Annotated in this window: 12 protein-coding genes; 7 read left to right on the top strand and 5 right to left on the bottom strand. The window is 52.3% G+C overall.

From position 1 onward, the window contains the following. Positions 1-148: 148 nt before the first annotated feature. Genes LZ463_RS10225 through ilvA form a run of 3 tightly spaced genes read right to left on the bottom strand, consistent with a single transcriptional unit; the run spans position 149 to position 3,261 of the window. Positions 149-775: a hypothetical protein gene (locus LZ463_RS10225; RefSeq protein WP_241455530.1), complete on the bottom strand. Its 627-nt coding sequence runs from the start codon at positions 773-775 to the stop codon at positions 149-151. A 45-nt stretch (positions 776-820) separates the two neighbouring features. Then, positions 821-1,669: an NADPH-dependent 7-cyano-7-deazaguanine reductase QueF gene (gene queF / locus LZ463_RS10220; RefSeq protein WP_241455529.1), complete on the bottom strand. Its 849-nt coding sequence runs from the start codon at positions 1,667-1,669 to the stop codon at positions 821-823. 20 nt (positions 1,670-1,689) lie between these two features. Then, positions 1,690-3,261, bottom strand: a complete 1,572-nt coding sequence (ilvA, locus tag LZ463_RS10215) for a threonine ammonia-lyase, biosynthetic (RefSeq protein WP_277624021.1) — start codon at positions 3,259-3,261, stop codon at positions 1,690-1,692. A 109-nt stretch (positions 3,262-3,370) separates the two neighbouring features. On the opposite strand from ilvA, the gene LZ463_RS10210 reads away from it, so the two are divergent. The 3 genes from LZ463_RS10210 (at position 3,371) to LZ463_RS10200 (ending at position 6,256) form a co-directional block, all read left to right on the top strand. Then, on the top strand, positions 3,371-3,862 hold the full coding sequence (locus tag LZ463_RS10210; RefSeq protein ID WP_241455527.1) for a YqaA family protein: 492 nt from the start codon (positions 3,371-3,373) through the stop codon (positions 3,860-3,862). 6 nt (positions 3,863-3,868) lie between these two features. Further along, a complete protein-coding gene (locus tag LZ463_RS10205) occupies positions 3,869-4,720 on the top strand; it encodes a metallophosphoesterase (protein ID WP_241455526.1) in 852 nt (283 codons plus the stop codon). Positions 4,721-4,954: 234 nt separating this feature from the next. Beyond that, positions 4,955-6,256, top strand: a complete 1,302-nt coding sequence (locus LZ463_RS10200) for an HAD family hydrolase (protein WP_241455525.1) — start codon at positions 4,955-4,957, stop codon at positions 6,254-6,256. 127 nt (positions 6,257-6,383) lie between these two features. Here LZ463_RS10200 and LZ463_RS10195 read toward each other — a convergent pair whose 3' ends face one another. Continuing rightward, positions 6,384-7,535, bottom strand: a complete 1,152-nt coding sequence (locus LZ463_RS10195) for a beta propeller repeat protein (protein WP_241455524.1) — start codon at positions 7,533-7,535, stop codon at positions 6,384-6,386. Positions 7,536-8,231: 696 nt separating this feature from the next. Here LZ463_RS10195 and LZ463_RS10190 point away from each other — a divergent pair. The 3 genes from LZ463_RS10190 to LZ463_RS10180 are packed head-to-tail and all read left to right on the top strand — an operon-like array spanning position 8,232 to position 13,056. Continuing rightward, complete coding sequence (locus tag LZ463_RS10190) at positions 8,232-12,203, top strand: DUF3683 domain-containing protein (protein WP_241455523.1); 3,972 nt, start codon at positions 8,232-8,234, stop codon at positions 12,201-12,203. After that, on the top strand, positions 12,203-12,640 hold the full coding sequence (locus LZ463_RS10185) for an HIT family protein (protein ID WP_241455522.1): 438 nt from the start codon (positions 12,203-12,205) through the stop codon (positions 12,638-12,640). Before LZ463_RS10190 ends, LZ463_RS10185 begins: the two co-directional genes overlap by 1 nt. Further along, a complete protein-coding gene (locus LZ463_RS10180) occupies positions 12,637-13,056 on the top strand; it encodes a gamma-butyrobetaine hydroxylase family protein (protein ID WP_241455521.1) in 420 nt (139 codons plus the stop codon). The genes LZ463_RS10185 and LZ463_RS10180 overlap by 4 nt, the downstream gene beginning before the upstream one ends. A gap of 88 nt (positions 13,057-13,144) precedes the next feature. Here the strand turns inward: LZ463_RS10180 and msrA are convergent, their stop codons facing one another. Further along, a complete protein-coding gene (msrA, locus tag LZ463_RS10175) occupies positions 13,145-13,882 on the bottom strand; it encodes a peptide-methionine (S)-S-oxide reductase MsrA (protein ID WP_489686103.1) in 738 nt (245 codons plus the stop codon). Between the two features lie 202 nt (positions 13,883-14,084). Here msrA and LZ463_RS10170 point away from each other — a divergent pair, with 202 nt between their 5' ends. Continuing rightward, entirely contained in the window at positions 14,085-15,566 is a 1,482-nt protein-coding gene (locus LZ463_RS10170) for an aldehyde dehydrogenase family protein (protein WP_241455520.1), read from the top strand. Position 15,567: the final 1 nt, after the last annotated feature.

Genomic DNA, 15,567 nt, shown 5'->3' with positions numbered 1-15,567 from the left:
GCATATCGAAAATATATCGTATGCCGGGAGGATGGATGTTGGGGAAGTTAATAATTTGGCTTGAAATTTTTTCATGCAAGCCGGGGGACTGTTTTCCAGATGGCAATGACCGACACGCCCGGCCGACTTGGCCGGGCGCTATGACGCTTTATTTCAATTCAAAACGGGCGAACAGGAACAATACGTCACCATTACCCTTGTTCCTGGAAAAACGCGGCACATAGGTTGCCATCAGCTTGCTGCTGCGTGTGCCTATGGACGCCACCGGCAGGATGGCAGGAAAGGGGATGCCGCTGAAATAATCGGTACGGCTGATCAAAAGAGCAGTCAGGCCACCGCCGACCTCAACCTTGTCACCCAGAGGTTTCATCCATTGGTAGGCATAACCGGCCATGGGCTGGGGTTTGTAATGCGAATCGGAGATCACCATCGCAAACAGGGATTCTTCATTGTCTTCCTTGGTGCGTATGGCTTTGCTAAATCCCATGCCCCAGGTATGTTCATTCAATTCTGCAATTCTTTCTCTGGTATAAGTGCCGCGTCCATGGTGGGTGTGGCCGGCGATCATGATGGAAAGGTCGCCTTCATCAAGGATTTTATTGGTCTTGGCCTTGGCGCTGTCCCACCAGCCCATTTCTTCCTGGCTGGTGGCCTGGTTATTGGCCTGGTTGCTGGACGGGTTATTGGCTTGGGACTGAGCCTGCGATGACATGCAAACCATCAGGCTGGAGGCGCACAGGATGGCGCGCAGGGAAATAGTGGTCAACTTCAACATAAATAAGTAAAAAAGAATAGTTGGAAATGAGGCATGCCGTCAGGCTTACTGACGGGCATTGCGGCGATTGTCCGGACCCTGGCCCGAACTGAAATTGCTGCGCCATGGATTGATGTCGAGCCCACCCCTGCGGGTGTAGCGGGCATAGACGGATAATTTCTGCGGTTTGCAGTGGCGCATGATGTCGACAAAAATGCGTTCCACACATTGCTCGTGGAATTCATTGTGATCGCGAAAACCGATCAGGTATTTGAGCAGTTTTTCCTGGTCTATTTGTGGTCCTACATAATGAATCTGTACGCTGCCCCAGTCTGGCTGGCCGGTTACCAGGCAGTTGGATTTGAGCAGATGCGAAACCAGGGTTTCTTCCACCGGCGCCTCGTCAAAGTTGGCACCCAGCAAATCCGGATTGGGGCTATAGGATTCAACTTCAATATCAAGCCTGTCGAGCAACTGGCCTGGCAATTCATGCATGGCCAGTTTGTCGAAATGATCTGGTGTTGTCAGTTTTACCTGGACTGCCGCGCCAAAACCGGCGGACAGGTCGGCTTGCAACAGGCTGACCAGTGCATCGGTGCCTGCCAGGCGGGTCTGGTTGAAAGAATTCAGATAGAGCTTGAAGGACTTCGATTCTATGATGTTGGGTGAGTCTGCCGGTACGGTCACGGCAGCAATGGCTACCTGCGGCTTGCCACGCAGGTTCAGCCATGAGACTTCATAGGCATTCCAGATATCGACACCAAAAAACGGCAGGCTGTCGGTCAGGCCTATCTCTTCCCTTTTACCGGAACGAGGGATAGGGAAGAGCAGGCTGGCGTCATACTCGGCCTTGTAGGTCGCGGGTTTGCCCAGCAAGGATTGCTCTGGCGAATTTGGTGTAGAAGATGCGGTCATTTTTTCTTGCGTGGACTACATTAGCCCAAAAATAATTGATAAACGGGATTCTTGCTTTCATCCCAATAGCGGTAACCCAGGGTCGCCAAAAATTCACGGAAAGCCTTCATCTCTTTCTTTGGAACCTGTAAACCGACTAAAGTTCTGCCGTAATCAGCGCCGTGGTTACGATAATGGAACAAACTGATGTTCCAGTTTGGTGCCATGCTATTCAGGAAACGTCCCAACGCACCCGGACGCTCAGGGAATTCAAAGCGGTACAGCAATTCATCCCTGGCCAGGCTGCTCTTGCCACCGACCAGGTGGCGTATATGCAGCTTGGCCAGTTCATCATGGGTCAGGTCCAGGGTGGGGAAGCCATGCTTTTCAAAATTCTTGGCAATTTTGCCAGATTCCAGCTTGTCGTGTACTTGTATGCCCACAAAAATATGGGCAGTCTTTTCATCACTGATGCGGTAATTAAATTCTGTGACGTTGCGCGCACCCACCAGTTCGCAGAAACGGCGGAAGCTGCCACGTTCTTCTGGTATGGTGACGGCAAACACGGCTTCACGCGCTTCACCGACCTCGGCACGCTCGGCGACAAAGCGCAGGCGGTCAAAATTCATGTTGGCACCGCAGGCGATGGTGACCAGTGTTTCATTCTTCAGCGGTTTTTTCTCTGCCTTGGCGCGTTCTATGTAGGCCTTGCAACCCGCTACAGCCAAGGCACCGGCGGGTTCCAGTATGCTGCGGGTGTCCTGGAACACATCCTTGATCGCGGCACAGACGGCGTCGGTATCAACCGTAATCACTTCATCGACATATAGTTTCGCCAGGCGGAAAGTTTCCTCACCGACCAGTTTGACGGCTGTGCCGTCAGAAAACAGACCCACATCATTCAAGGTCACGCGCTTGCCAGCCTTGAGGCTGCGCGCCATGGCATCGGAATCTGTGGTTTGTACGCCGATAATTTTGATATCAGGGCGCACTGCCTTGACGTAAGCAGCCACGCCAGAGATCAGGCCGCCGCCGCCAATAGCCACGAAAATCGCATGGATAGGCTCGGCATGCTGGCGCAAAATCTCCATGCCCACTGTACCCTGGCCGGCAATCACGTCCGGGTCATCAAATGGGTGGACGAAGGTCAGCTTGCGTTTCTTTTCCAGTTCCAGGGCGTGGCCATAAGCATCGGTATAAGAATCACCAAACAGCACAATTTCAACCAGATCACCACCATGGGTACGCACGGCATCGATCTTGACAGGCGGTGTGGTCGTTGGCATGACGATCACGGCCTTACAGCCTTTTTTACTCGCACTCAGCGCCACACCCTGGGCATGGTTACCAGCAGAGGCGCAGATAACGCCACGCTTGAGTTGCGCAGGCGTCAGGTGGGCAATCTTGTTATAAGCACCGCGCAGCTTGAAGCTGAACACGCTTTGCATGTCTTCGCGTTTAAAATAAATTCGGTTATCCATGCGAGCCGACAGGCTGGTGGCAAATTCCAGCGGGGTTTCAAAGGCGACGTCATAGACGCGCGCTGTCAGGATCTTCTTCAGATAATCGGTGCTCATGGATGTCTTATTGTTGGTTAAAAATGGCTTATTCAGGTCTGATTCAAAGCTAATTCAAGCTAATTCAGGTCTAAATACTTACTTGCTGATTTGAAATCGCAGGCGCCATTATAATGTATGCCTTTTACAGGCATATCAAACCACGATGATAGAAACCGCAGTCCATTGGTTATTAAACGCTCTGGCAGTGCCTGAAATCGGTTTGAGTTCGGTATTTCTGGTCAGTTTTATTTCAGCCACCTTGCTGCCTTTGGGCTCTGAGCCAGCGGTTTTTGCCGTCATCAAGGCTAACCCGGCGATTTTTTGGCAAGTGATCATCGTCGCCACCATAGGTAATACCCTCGGTGGCATAGTCGATTACGGTATGGGTTATGCTGCCAAACAGGCTTTTGACCGTGAGCGTGAGAGTTACTGGTACCGCTGGCTGCAGCATTTTGGACCCAAGACCATGTTGCTGGCCTGGCTGCCCGGCATAGGCGACCCCATTTGTACACTCGCGGGCTGGTTGCGCATGCCTTTCTGGCCCAGTGTGTTTTACATGGCAGTAGGCAAATGCCTGCGTTACATCGTCATCACCTGGCTGTTGCTGAAAGTACCAGAAGGTTACTGGACCAAAATCGCCAACTTCATCTTTTGATCCGGCATGGGCAGGGGTAAATATTATGGCTGGTGGCGGCGCGCAGGTGAGGGGCTGGAGGCCGCTTTCTATCAGGAAAACTGGGCAGCACGCATAGCCTATGCGTTGAAACTGCAAGGTGGCTTGCATATAGACAGGCGTGATTTTTACCTGCCCCTGCCAATAGGCTTTCACTGCAAGCTGGCCTTTATTTCTGACCTGCATGCAGGCCCGCTGACGGATGTGCGTTTGCTGGAACAGGCGTTTGCTGCCATTGCTGCTTTTGCACCAGATGTGATCCTGTTTGGCGGTGATTTCGTCTCGCTGCATGCCAGGCATATGCGGCATCTGCTAAACCCCCTGGCTATGCTTGACTCTGCCACTCCCAAGTTTGCCGTCATGGGCAACCACGACTTATGGCTTGATGATGTACATATTGTCGATTGTTTGCAAGAAGCTGGCGTGCAGGTGCTGGTCAATCAAAACATGCTCTTGCCTGCACCTTTTGAAATGATTTCGGTTTGCGGCCTTGATGAACCCGGTGTTGGCATGCCGGACGCTGACCAGACATTTGCCGGTGCAGGCGAGGTGCGTCTGCTGCTCATGCATTCGCCGCTGGGCCTCAGGCATGTCGCCGGGCATGATTTCCAGGTGGCCTTTTGCGGCCATACCCACGGCGGGCAAATTGCCACACCCAATGGCAAACCGCTGGTCTTGCCCCCGGGCTCGGGTGAGCGCTGTTATGCCAGGGGCTTGTTTGCCTTGCCGCATGGACGTCAATTGCTGACCAGCCAGGGCATAGGCATGAGTGATTTACCCATACGCCTGTTTGCCCCTTCCGAAGTGCATTTATGTCATTTGTATTCTGCACGGATGTAGTAGAACGGGAGGAGCAGCCATCGCTTCGACATTAATGTATATACAAATTTACTTAAAATTTGTGCGTGTATTTATAGGGATGTCACAATGTTTGACTATAATGCTTGTCGGAAAGTAGTCAGCAAAGCGGTATCCACACGATGACGCATGCAAGCTCTGTACGCTTAATCAGGTTTTTAATAAAGATGCATGCCCGGGCACATGGCATGTCACGCGCTCAACAAGGAAATAAAAATGCAAGATACTAAACAAACCCGTCAACAGCCGCGCCGTGGCTTTTTGCAAGGTCTGGTTGCCACTGCCGCAGGTGTAAGTCTGGCTGCGCCTGCACTGGCTAAACCAGCCGCGGCAGCGCCCGCAGTATTCCTCGATGCGGCTAAATGGTCGCCACGCAACCGTGAACTGGTGGCTGCACTGATCGCCAAGCATGGCAACACCAGCAAGACCTATTCTGCCAAGCGCAAGCCTTATGCCGTGTTTGACTGGGACAACACCAGCATCATGAATGATTGTGAAGAAGCGCTGTTGATGTACCAGATCAACCACCTGGCTTTCAAACTGAGCCCGACAGAATTCTCCGCCATCATCCGCCAGAATGTACCAACAGGTAATTTCACCGCTGACTACAAAAATGCAGCCGGCAAGGTAGTGGACCTCGAAAGCATCTGTACTGACCTCGACAGCGATTACGCTTACCTGCACGCCAACTACAAGGGCATGGCAGGCAGCCGCAGCCTGGAAGAAATTGTTGAAACCGCACAGTTCCAGGACTTCCGCGCCAAGCTCTACTTCCTGTATGAAGCTGTCAATGACACGCATGGCGTGAACGTGGGCTACCCATGGGTGATCTACTTCTTTGCCAACATGACCGTGGCTGAAGTCAGCGCCCTGGCAGAAGCATCAAATGACGCCAACCTCGGCATGAGCCTGACCAAGACCAAATACACCAGCCCGGCATCTCTGCCAGGTGTGGCTGGCGTCATCACGACTTCCCACTTCCACGGCATACGCCTGTGTACAGAAGTGGCGACACTGATGAACACTTTCCGTCAAAACGGTTTTGACGTGTATGTCAGCACCGCTTCGCTGGAAGATGTGGTTGCCGTATTCGCGACCAATCCAAAATATGGTTACCACGTACAACGTGAAAACGTCCTGGGCCTGCGCCTGGAGCAAAATGGCGACGTGTATAAAAACGCCTACCGCAAAGACTGGCCACTGAACTGGGGCCCAGGCAAGACTGTTGTGATCAAGCGTGAACTGGTCGCCAAAAAAGGCTACGGCCCGGTATTTGTTGCTGGCGACAGCGACGGTGACTACGACATGCTGCGCGATTTCACCGAAACCGAAATTGGCCTGGTCGTGAACCGCCTCAAAAAAGGCAAGATCGGTGAATTGTCCAAAGCCGCTGCTGATGCCGCCAAAGAAGCGCACCCACGCTTCTTGCTGCAAGGTCGCCAGGAATCGACAGGTAACTGGTTGCCTGTTGAGACTACGCTGAAGTACGGCAAGACAGCGCCTGCTTTGCTGGGATAACTGTATTGAAACTGCGGAAGCTTGCCTACAGCTTTCCGCAGATATCCTTGATAACAAGCCGTTTTCCTAATTGCGGAAATCCAGAGTAATTTTAGTCAGTCTCTTATTTTCTCTCAGTCTGTTCTGATCAGCGCCTGGAAAATGCCATCTTGCCTGAAGAGCGTACCGCTACATTGTCTCCAATGGCAATCATGTAGTTGACGTTGGCATGCGGTGCTGCGGTTTTGTCCCAATGCACACCATCGCAACTGTAGACGACAGCGTGGTCATCGGCTACAAAACTGCTTGCATAATCAACGGCCATGACTTGCCCGCCACCTGCGACCATCTGGTTGCCATGCACAGGGGTACTGCCTCGGCCCCTGTATCCGATTTTCCAGCTAATGCTATCAGTGCTGTAAGCAATCACACCTTTGGCGTCTATCGCTACATACTTGCCGTTGACATATTGCATTCCGGTGATGGTATCGGCAGGAAACCCTTCATCACTGGTGATTCCTTGTGTCTGCCAGGTACTGCCGTCGCTGCTGACACTGAGCTGATTTTTACTTCCGCCGTAAGTAAAGAATTTGCCATTGGCAAAGGCGACCCATACTGATCCTATTACTTTGGTGTTAGCCAGACTGGTTGCTAAATTCCAGTTCCTGCCATCTGCACTCCAGATGATATTGCCGTTTTCGCCAAGTACAACGAACCTGCCATTACCGTAAGTAATATCTACAGGTTTAATAACTGGTACTGCCTGTGCAGACTTGTTGTTGCCATCCGAGATCAAAACATCTTCCCATTTCACGCCATCGCTGGTGATGGAGGCCATCAAATTGGTGAAATTGAGTCCCGCATTGCCAATTTTGACAAACTTCCCACCACCATAGGCGATATTCGGACTGTTGGTGGAGGAATTGCTTACCTTGCTCCAATTTTCACCATCTGTGCTTGCCAGGGTATCTCCATAACCCATACCTAAAAACAAGCCATTGCCATACACAACGATACTGAAATAAGGTACGTTCTTTGCTGCATCAATTTCTGTCCAGGTTGTTCCAAACTTGTTTGTGCAGCCATAGGCTGTCACCGTGCCAGTGTTAATACCCGTATTGGTACCAGTACCTGTGTTATTACCCGTGCTCGTATTTGTTCCGCTACTTGTATTAGTTCCGGTACTGGTCCCAGTGTTAACTACGGCAGTATTGTTTACAGGGCCGTTGCCACCGCTGCCACCACCACAGGCAGATAAAAGAAGAGTCAAAGAGAGAGTTGTTGCGTGTGTTAATTTCATATTATTGGTAATCAATGATTGCTTGGATTGAGCATGGCGACGATTTGTTCTTTCAATCGTAAGTAGTGCCGGCATTGTAACAAATTATTTCATGTGCAAAAAACCAAGATTTGTCTATTGCACGGGATTTCGTGTCAGGCTTGGCATATTGCTCCCATGCTTTGAATTATCGCGGAGCTGCAAACGAGCCATCAAATACATGGCATCATTAGGGCAGTTGCTGGCATGTAATTGGTACAAGCTTGATTATGTTCCTGGGTTCGTCTGTTATTACTTGTTACCTCATGGGCATCCGGCGATCAGCTTAGGACGGTTGAAGCTTGACTGGCCGACTGTGGATTTATAGCCCAGAGATTTTACCGCTGAGGCAAAGACGAAAAGCCGTAAAAAAAGGTGACGCCAGTTCTGCACGCATTCTCTTTTGCCTGTGGATTACTGCCTATCTATCTGCGCAAAGGTGTAAAATACGACAATCGATGTAAATCAAATTTGCCCGCCAGACTTTTGTGCAATTCTAATTGTAATGATTTTGCAATTTAGCCAGATTTTTAGCATTTTTGTGGCTTTATGCCGAATTCCATTCGGGAAATTGCCAGAATCACCATTCATTACCGTATAAACTTCAAGGCTGTTGGCGCGTGGTGCATCGCAATAAGTTAGAATGGACTTTTATATATCCGTCCAACCACGTCACTGATGAATGCTCCAGCCCAGATACAGGCCTTGCTCGCAGATGCACCCCAAGGCGCTACCCCGACCCGCGTGCGGGAAATTCCCTATAACTACACTTCGTTCTCTGACCGTGAGATCGTGATTCGTTTGCTGGGCGAAGACGCCTGGCAACTGCTCGATCAATTGCGCGGCAAGCGCCAGACCGGGCGATCCGCGCGCATGCTGTATGAAGTGCTGGGGGATATCTGGGTAGTGCGTCGCAATCCTTATCTGCAGGATGACATGCTTGATAACCCGCGTCGTCGCCAGGATTTGATTGACGCCCTGAACCACAGGCTGGCAGAAGTCGAGAAACGCCGACTCAGTACCGTCAATGACGATGCCGAGCGCAGCAATAGCGTAGAGATACTGGTGCAGGCCGCCCGCAAGGCCGTGGCCGCTTTCTCCAAGGAATTCCGCGATACCTATGACTTGCGCAAAAAAGCCAACAGGCTGCTGGCACGTTACACCGCCAAAGACAATATCAAGTTCGATGGCCTGAGCCGCGTCTCGCATGTGACTGATGCGACTGACTGGCGTGTTGAGTACCCGTTTGTCGTACTGACGCCGGACACTGAAGATGAAATGGCGGGCCTCGTCAAAAGCTGTATAGAGCTGGGTCTGACGATTATCCCGCGTGGCGGCGGCACTGGTTATACAGGTGGCGCTATTCCGCTGACGCCTTTGTCGGCTGTCATCAATACAGAAAAACTGGAGCAGTTGGGCGAAGTTGAAATGACGCGCCTGCCTGGTGTGGACCGCGATTATGCTGTCATCTATTCCGGTGCTGGTGTCGTCACCAAGCGCGTGTCGGATGCGGCAGAAAAGGCTGGTTTTGTCTTTGCGGTTGACCCGACTTCTGCCGAAGCTTCCTGCGTAGGCGGCAATGTCGCCATGAATGCTGGAGGCAAGAAGGCGGTTTTGTGGGGCACTGCGCTAGACAATCTCGCTTCGTGGAAGATGGTGGACCCCAATGGTGACTGGCTCGAAGTCACACGCCTTGAGCATAATCTCGGCAAGATCCATGATGTGGAAGTGGCTAAATTCAAGCTTGAATGGACCCACCCCGGCGAGAAACAGCCGTTCAAGACCGAGCAGCTTGATATCAAGGGCCGTGTCTTCCGTAAAGAGGGCCTGGGCAAGGATGTGACGGACAAGTTCCTCGCGGGTTTGCCGGGCGTGCAAAAAGAGGGCTGCGATGGTCTGATTACGTCGGCGCGCTGGATCCTGCACAAGATGCCCAAGTTTGCGCGCACCGTCTGCCTGGAATTTTTTGGCCAGGCGCGCGATGCGATACCGAGCATTGTCGAGATCAAGGATTATCTCGACGGTGAAACCAGAAAAGGCGGCGCCATCCTGGCCGGTCTGGAACATCTGGACGAGCGTTATCTGCGTGCCGTAGGTTACACCACCAAATCCAAGCGCGGTGTCTTGCCCAAGATGGCCTTATTCGGTGACATCGTTGGCGATGACGAGAACGCCGTGGCCCAGGCCGCGTCCGAAGTCATACGCATAGCCAATACCCGTGTCGGCGAAGGTTTTGTTGCTGTCAGCCCTGAGGCGCGCAAGAAATTCTGGCTGGACCGTGCCAAGACAGCGGCGATTTCCAAGCATACCAATGCCTTCAAAATCAATGAAGACGTGGTGATACCGCTCAACCGCATGGGTGAATACACCGATGGCATAGAGCGCATCAATATCGAACTGTCGATACAGAACAAGTTGGCCCTGTTGGCTGCGCTGAAGAATTTCTTTGCACAAAAGAACCTGCCGCTGGGCAAGAGTGAAGATGCCGCCGGTGACGATATCCCTGCTGCAGAATTGCTGGAAGACCGTGTCAACCAGGCCGATGCCTTGTTGCAGGCAGCAGAGGCACGCTGGACTTATCTGCTCAATCATCTGGATAAACCCCTGGCAGAAGCCAAGGCAGAATTACTGCAACTGGGCCTGGACAAGCTGGAATTTGTCTTTGAAGAAAGACTGAAAACCCAGCCCGATGCGACCGTGTTTTCCATCGTCCAGGACAGGACAGTGCGGATTTCATGGAAGACAGAAATTCGTGCGCAATTGCGCCAGATTTTCAACGGTTCAGCCTTCAAGCTGATACTTGATGAATGTGTGGCCGTGCATAAAAAAGTCTTGCGCAGCCGTGTGTTCGTTGCCTTGCATATGCATGCCGGTGACGGCAATGTACATACCAACTTGCCGGTCAACTCTGACGACTATGAAATGCTGCAGGTGGCACATCATGCCGTTGCCCGCATCATGGTGCTGGCCCGTTCGCTCAATGGCGTCATCTCGGGCGAGCATGGCATAGGTATCACCAAGCTGGAATTCTTGACCGAAGACGAGATCAAGGATTTCCGCTCCTACAAATTACGCATTGATCCTGAAGGTCGCTTCAACAAGGGAAAACTGCTAAATCTGCCTGACTTTGCTGCCGACTTGCGCAACGCCTACACGCCTTCGTTTGGCCTGATGGGGCATGAGTCGCTGATCATGCAACAAAGCGATATTGGAGCAATCGCCAACAGCGTCAAGGATTGTCTGCGCTGTGGCAAGTGTAAACCTGTCTGCGCCACCCATGTGCCGCGTGCCAACCTGCTGTATTCGCCGCGTAACAAAATTTTGGCAACTTCGCTGCTGGTGGAAGCCTTTTTGTATGAAGAACAGACCCGTCGTGGCATCTCCATCAAGCATTGGGAAGAATTTGAGGACGTGGCCGATCACTGCACGGTCTGCCACAAATGCGTGAACCCCTGTCCGGTTGATATCGACTTTGGTGATGTCTCGATGAACATGCGCAATCTCTTGCGCAAGATGGATAAAAAATCCTTCAACCCCGGCACGGCATCGGCCATGTTTTTCTTGAATGCCAAAGATCCGGCCACCATCAAGGCGGCACGTGAGGTCATATTCGGCTGGGGTGTGGCGGCACAGCGCCTCGGTAATACGGTGCTCAAGCAACTGGCCAAAAAGCAGACCAAGGCGCCGCCGGCATCGCTGGGCAAACCTGCGATGAAAGAGCAGATCATCCACTTCATCAATAAAAAGATGCCGGGTAACCTGCCCAAGAAAACTGCACGCGCCTTGCTTGATATTGAAGATGACAAGATCATCCCCATCATCCGTAATCCGCAGACCACCACTGCTGATACCGAAGCCGTGTTTTACTTCCCCGGCTGTGGTTCCGAACGCCTGTTTTCGCAGGTCGGTCTGGCAACCCAGGCCATGTTGTGGAACGTTGGTGTGCAAACCGTTTTACCGCCAGGTTATCTGTGCTGCGGTTATCCGCAACGCAGCGCCGGGCAGTATGACAAGGCCGAAAAGATGATCACTGATAATCGTGTGCTGTTCCATCGCATGGCGAATACACTCAATTATCTCGACATCAAAACTGTTGTTGTGTCTTGCGGCACCTGTTACGACCAGTTGGCTACCTATGAATTCGACAAGATATTCCCTGGCTGTCGCATCATCGATATCCATGAATTCCTGCTGGAAAAAGGCATGAAGCTCGAAGGCGTCAACGGCACCCGTTATATGTATCACGACCCTTGCCATACACCGATGAAATTGCAGGACCCGCTGAAAACGGTGAATGCCCTCATCACCACGGTGGACAATGTCAAGATAGAAAAGAATGATCGCTGTTGTGGTGAGGCAGGTACGCTGGCAGTGTCGCGCCCGGATATTTCTACACAGATACGCTTCCGCAAAGAGCAGGAAATGTTGAAGGGTGCAGACAAGCTGCGTGCTGATGGCTTCAACGGAGACGTCAAGATACTGACTTCGTGCCCGGCCTGCATGCAGGGACTGACGCGTTACAACGAAGACAGTGGCACGACGGCAGACTATATTGTCGTCGAGATGGCCAAGCATGTGCTCGGTGAAAACTGGCTGCCCGACTATGTGGAGCGTGCCAATAACGGTGGTATAGAAAGGGTGCTGGTGTAATGGGTGTGCAAGCTGCGAATTGTGAATTATGTGACGCGAGTCTGGGCGACGTGATCGTCCGGACGGCGCAATTCAGGGTGATACTCGTTGATGATGCCAGTTACCCTGGGTTTTGTCGTGTCATCTGGAATACCCATGTCAGGGAGATGACTGACCTTGATGCATCGGACCGCAATGTTTTCATGCAGGCAGTCTGGCAAGTCGAGGCTGCGGTCAGACAGATCATGCAACCGCATAAAATGAATCTGGCCAGTTTGGGGAATATGGTGCCGCATCTGCACTGGCATATTATTCCACGCTATGCCGATGATGCGCACTTCCCCAATCCAGTCTGGGCGACAGCGCGCGCAGAGGGACCAGATGAAGCAGGTCTGGCTGCACGCCGTAGCCTGCTGCCGCTATTACGACAAACCATTATTACCAGTTTTCAGCCATGAGCAAGGGCAACCCGCAACCGACCGCCTTGAACGCACGCACACTGTCGCGTGTGCTTGAAATCAGTTTTGATGATGGCAAGGAATTCTCTTTGCCTTTTGAGTTGTTACGCGTGTATTCTCCGTCCGCCGAAGTGCGCGGCCACGGTCCTGGACAAGAGACCTTGCAGACCGGCAAGCGTGAGGTCGGCATCGTTGGCATAGAGCCAGTCGGCAATTACGCCATCAAACCGATTTTTTCCGACCAGCACAGCTCGGGGATTTTTACCTGGGATTACCTGTACTGGCTGGGTGAAAACCAGACCCAGGTCTGGCAGGAGTACCTGGAGAAATTGCAGGCAGCCGGGCACCCTGGCGAGAGCGGGCGTGATGCACCGATGTTGCCAAAAACAGGTGGTGGGTGTGCGACCAAACACTGAAGTGCTGGCCCGCCACAATTAAATAGCCATCATTTCACCGGACGGCCACACACTTACCGTCGGCAAGATTGTTACCGTCGGCTTCACATCATTTGGCAGAGGCCAGTCTGACCAGTACGGGTTCGGTGTTATACATTGCAGGAAATAGCCGCTTCAGCGCCTCCACTTTGGGCAGGTCGTTGACGACGATGTAGCCATGGTCGGGGTGCAGCGTCAAAAAGTTCTGGTGATAGTTTTCGGCAGGGTAAAAACCTTTGAAGGTCTCTATGGTTGTCACCACCGGGTGATGGAATGTCTTGCCCTGGTTCAGTTGATCGACATAGTCTTGGGCGATTTTGCGTTGCATCTCATTCATGGGGAAAATCGCAGAGCGGTACTGTGTACCGGTATCCGGCCCCTGGCGATTTAATTCTGTGGGATCATGGGCAACAGAGAAAAAGATTTGCAATAGCTTACCGTAACTGACCTGTGATGGGTCATAGGTGATCTGCACGGTTTCTGCATGGCCGGTCCTGCCTGATCCCACTTTGTCATAGTGCGCCGTGTCACGGTTGCCGCCAGCATAACCGGACACGGCATCGCTGACCCCGCGTACGTGCTGGAATACGCCCTGCACACCCCAGAAACAGCCACCGGCAAGCAGCAGGGTTTCGCTGCGGCCAGTACTTGCCGGTTTTTCATCGCTGAAAGGGGCAGGTACGACGAAACTGCTTTGAGCGGATGATACCGGACTGCAAGCCAGTAATGAGGAAATCATCAGGGCGCAGAAGGTCCTGGTGATAACCTTACCAGTGAATGAGCTGATGATGGCTGTCGATATGTCCATGGGATTTTATCTTTCTAGAGTTTTTTTACTAACGGCGATCGTTATATCCTATGCTGCTTGTAGCAGTTGATAAGTGCTGGTGTTATCTGGTCAACTTGATCTGCTATGGTTTGTCGTGGCAACACGTGTTTCCTTACAAAACGTCGAGGGACGGGACAATAAAGCTGTTGTGAAGCGATAACAATCTCAAGGAGGCTTTTGCATGAACGCACCACAAGATTTGCGGCAGACACCTTTGGCCTCGTTTCAAGCGAGCGAAGCTGATCCTCAGAATATCCGGGCAGTATTTGAGTCGCAGCAGGCAAAAGCGCTGGCCTGGCGTGCTTCAACGGCTGGCGAGAGACTCGCGCGTATCCGGCGTCTGCGTGACGCTATGCTGGCGCACCGTGAAGCATTTTATGCCGCTTTCGCTCAGGACTATCGCAAATCTGCTTCTGAAGTGGAGGTATCCGAATTCTTGCCCATCATGGATGAAATCCGTCATGCAACCGGGGCCCTGAAGCGCTGGATGAAACCGCAAAAGAAATGGCCGACTTCCACCATGCTGGGGACATCGGCCTGGGTGCAGTACCAGCCACGCGGGCGGGTATTGATCATCGCCCCCTGGAATTATCCATTGAGTCTGTGCTTTGGCCCCCTGGTGTCGGCACTGGCAGCAGGCAATACTGTTATTATCAAACCGTCAGAGATGACTCCGGCGGTATCAGCCCTGATGGCGGACATCATTGCCAGCATGTTTGCCGGTGACGAGGTCGCCCTGTTTCAAGGCGGCCAGCCTACCTCACAGGTTTTGTTGAACCTGCCGTTTGACCATATCTTCTTCACCGGCTCGCCCTCTGTCGGCAAGGTGGTCATGGCGGCTGCCGCCAAACACCTGACCAGCGTGACGCTGGAACTGGGCGGCAAGTCGCCAACGATCGTTGATGAAACAGCTGATCTGACACTGGCTGCCGAAACGCTCATCTGGGGTAAGTTCCTCAACAATGGACAGACCTGTGTTGCCCCTGATCATGTGTATGTACACGAGAGCGTCAAACAGGATTTTATAGCAGCCTGCAAACAGGTTCTGGAAAACCGCTATGGCAAGACTGCCGCCGAGCAAAAGCATAGTCCCGACCTGACACGCATTGTCAACAGGCGCCATACCGAGCGCTTAGCGGGCCTGTTGTCCGACGCGCTGGAACATGGAGCGATTGTTCATGCGGGTGGTGAGGTGGATGTGGCGCAATGTTATGTCGCACCGACCCTGCTTGAGCATATCCCAGACGATGCCGCCATATTGTCAGAAGAAATTTTTGGACCCTTGCTGCCCATCATGGCTTATAGCGATCTCGATGAGGTAATTGCCAAGATCAATGCTGGACCCAAACCTCTGGCTCTGTATATATGGAGCCGCAGCAAGGCCAGTACCGGCAAGGTGTTGACCATGACCAGTTCTGGCGGTGCATGTGTCAATCATTGTGTGGCCCAATTTGCCCATGGCAATCTGCCTTTCGGTGGCGTCAATAATTCCGGCATAGGCAATGCCCATGGTGAATACGGTTTCAGAACTTTTTCGCACGAGCGCGCTGTGTTGCGCTCTTCGCCGTTGATGCTGATTAAGCTGTTCTTCCCACCCTATACGGAAAAACGCCGCTACCTCATACGCAAGACGGTTGATATGCTGCGCCTGCCCATGCTGTGAT

The sequence above is a fragment of the Undibacterium paludis genome (genome assembly GCF_022568815.1).
In the GTDB taxonomy this organism is placed as follows: Bacteria; Pseudomonadota; Gammaproteobacteria; order Burkholderiales; family Burkholderiaceae_D; genus Undibacterium.
The sequence above is the reverse complement of the archived record's forward strand: the minus strand, read 5'-3'. Positions and strand labels throughout refer to the sequence as shown.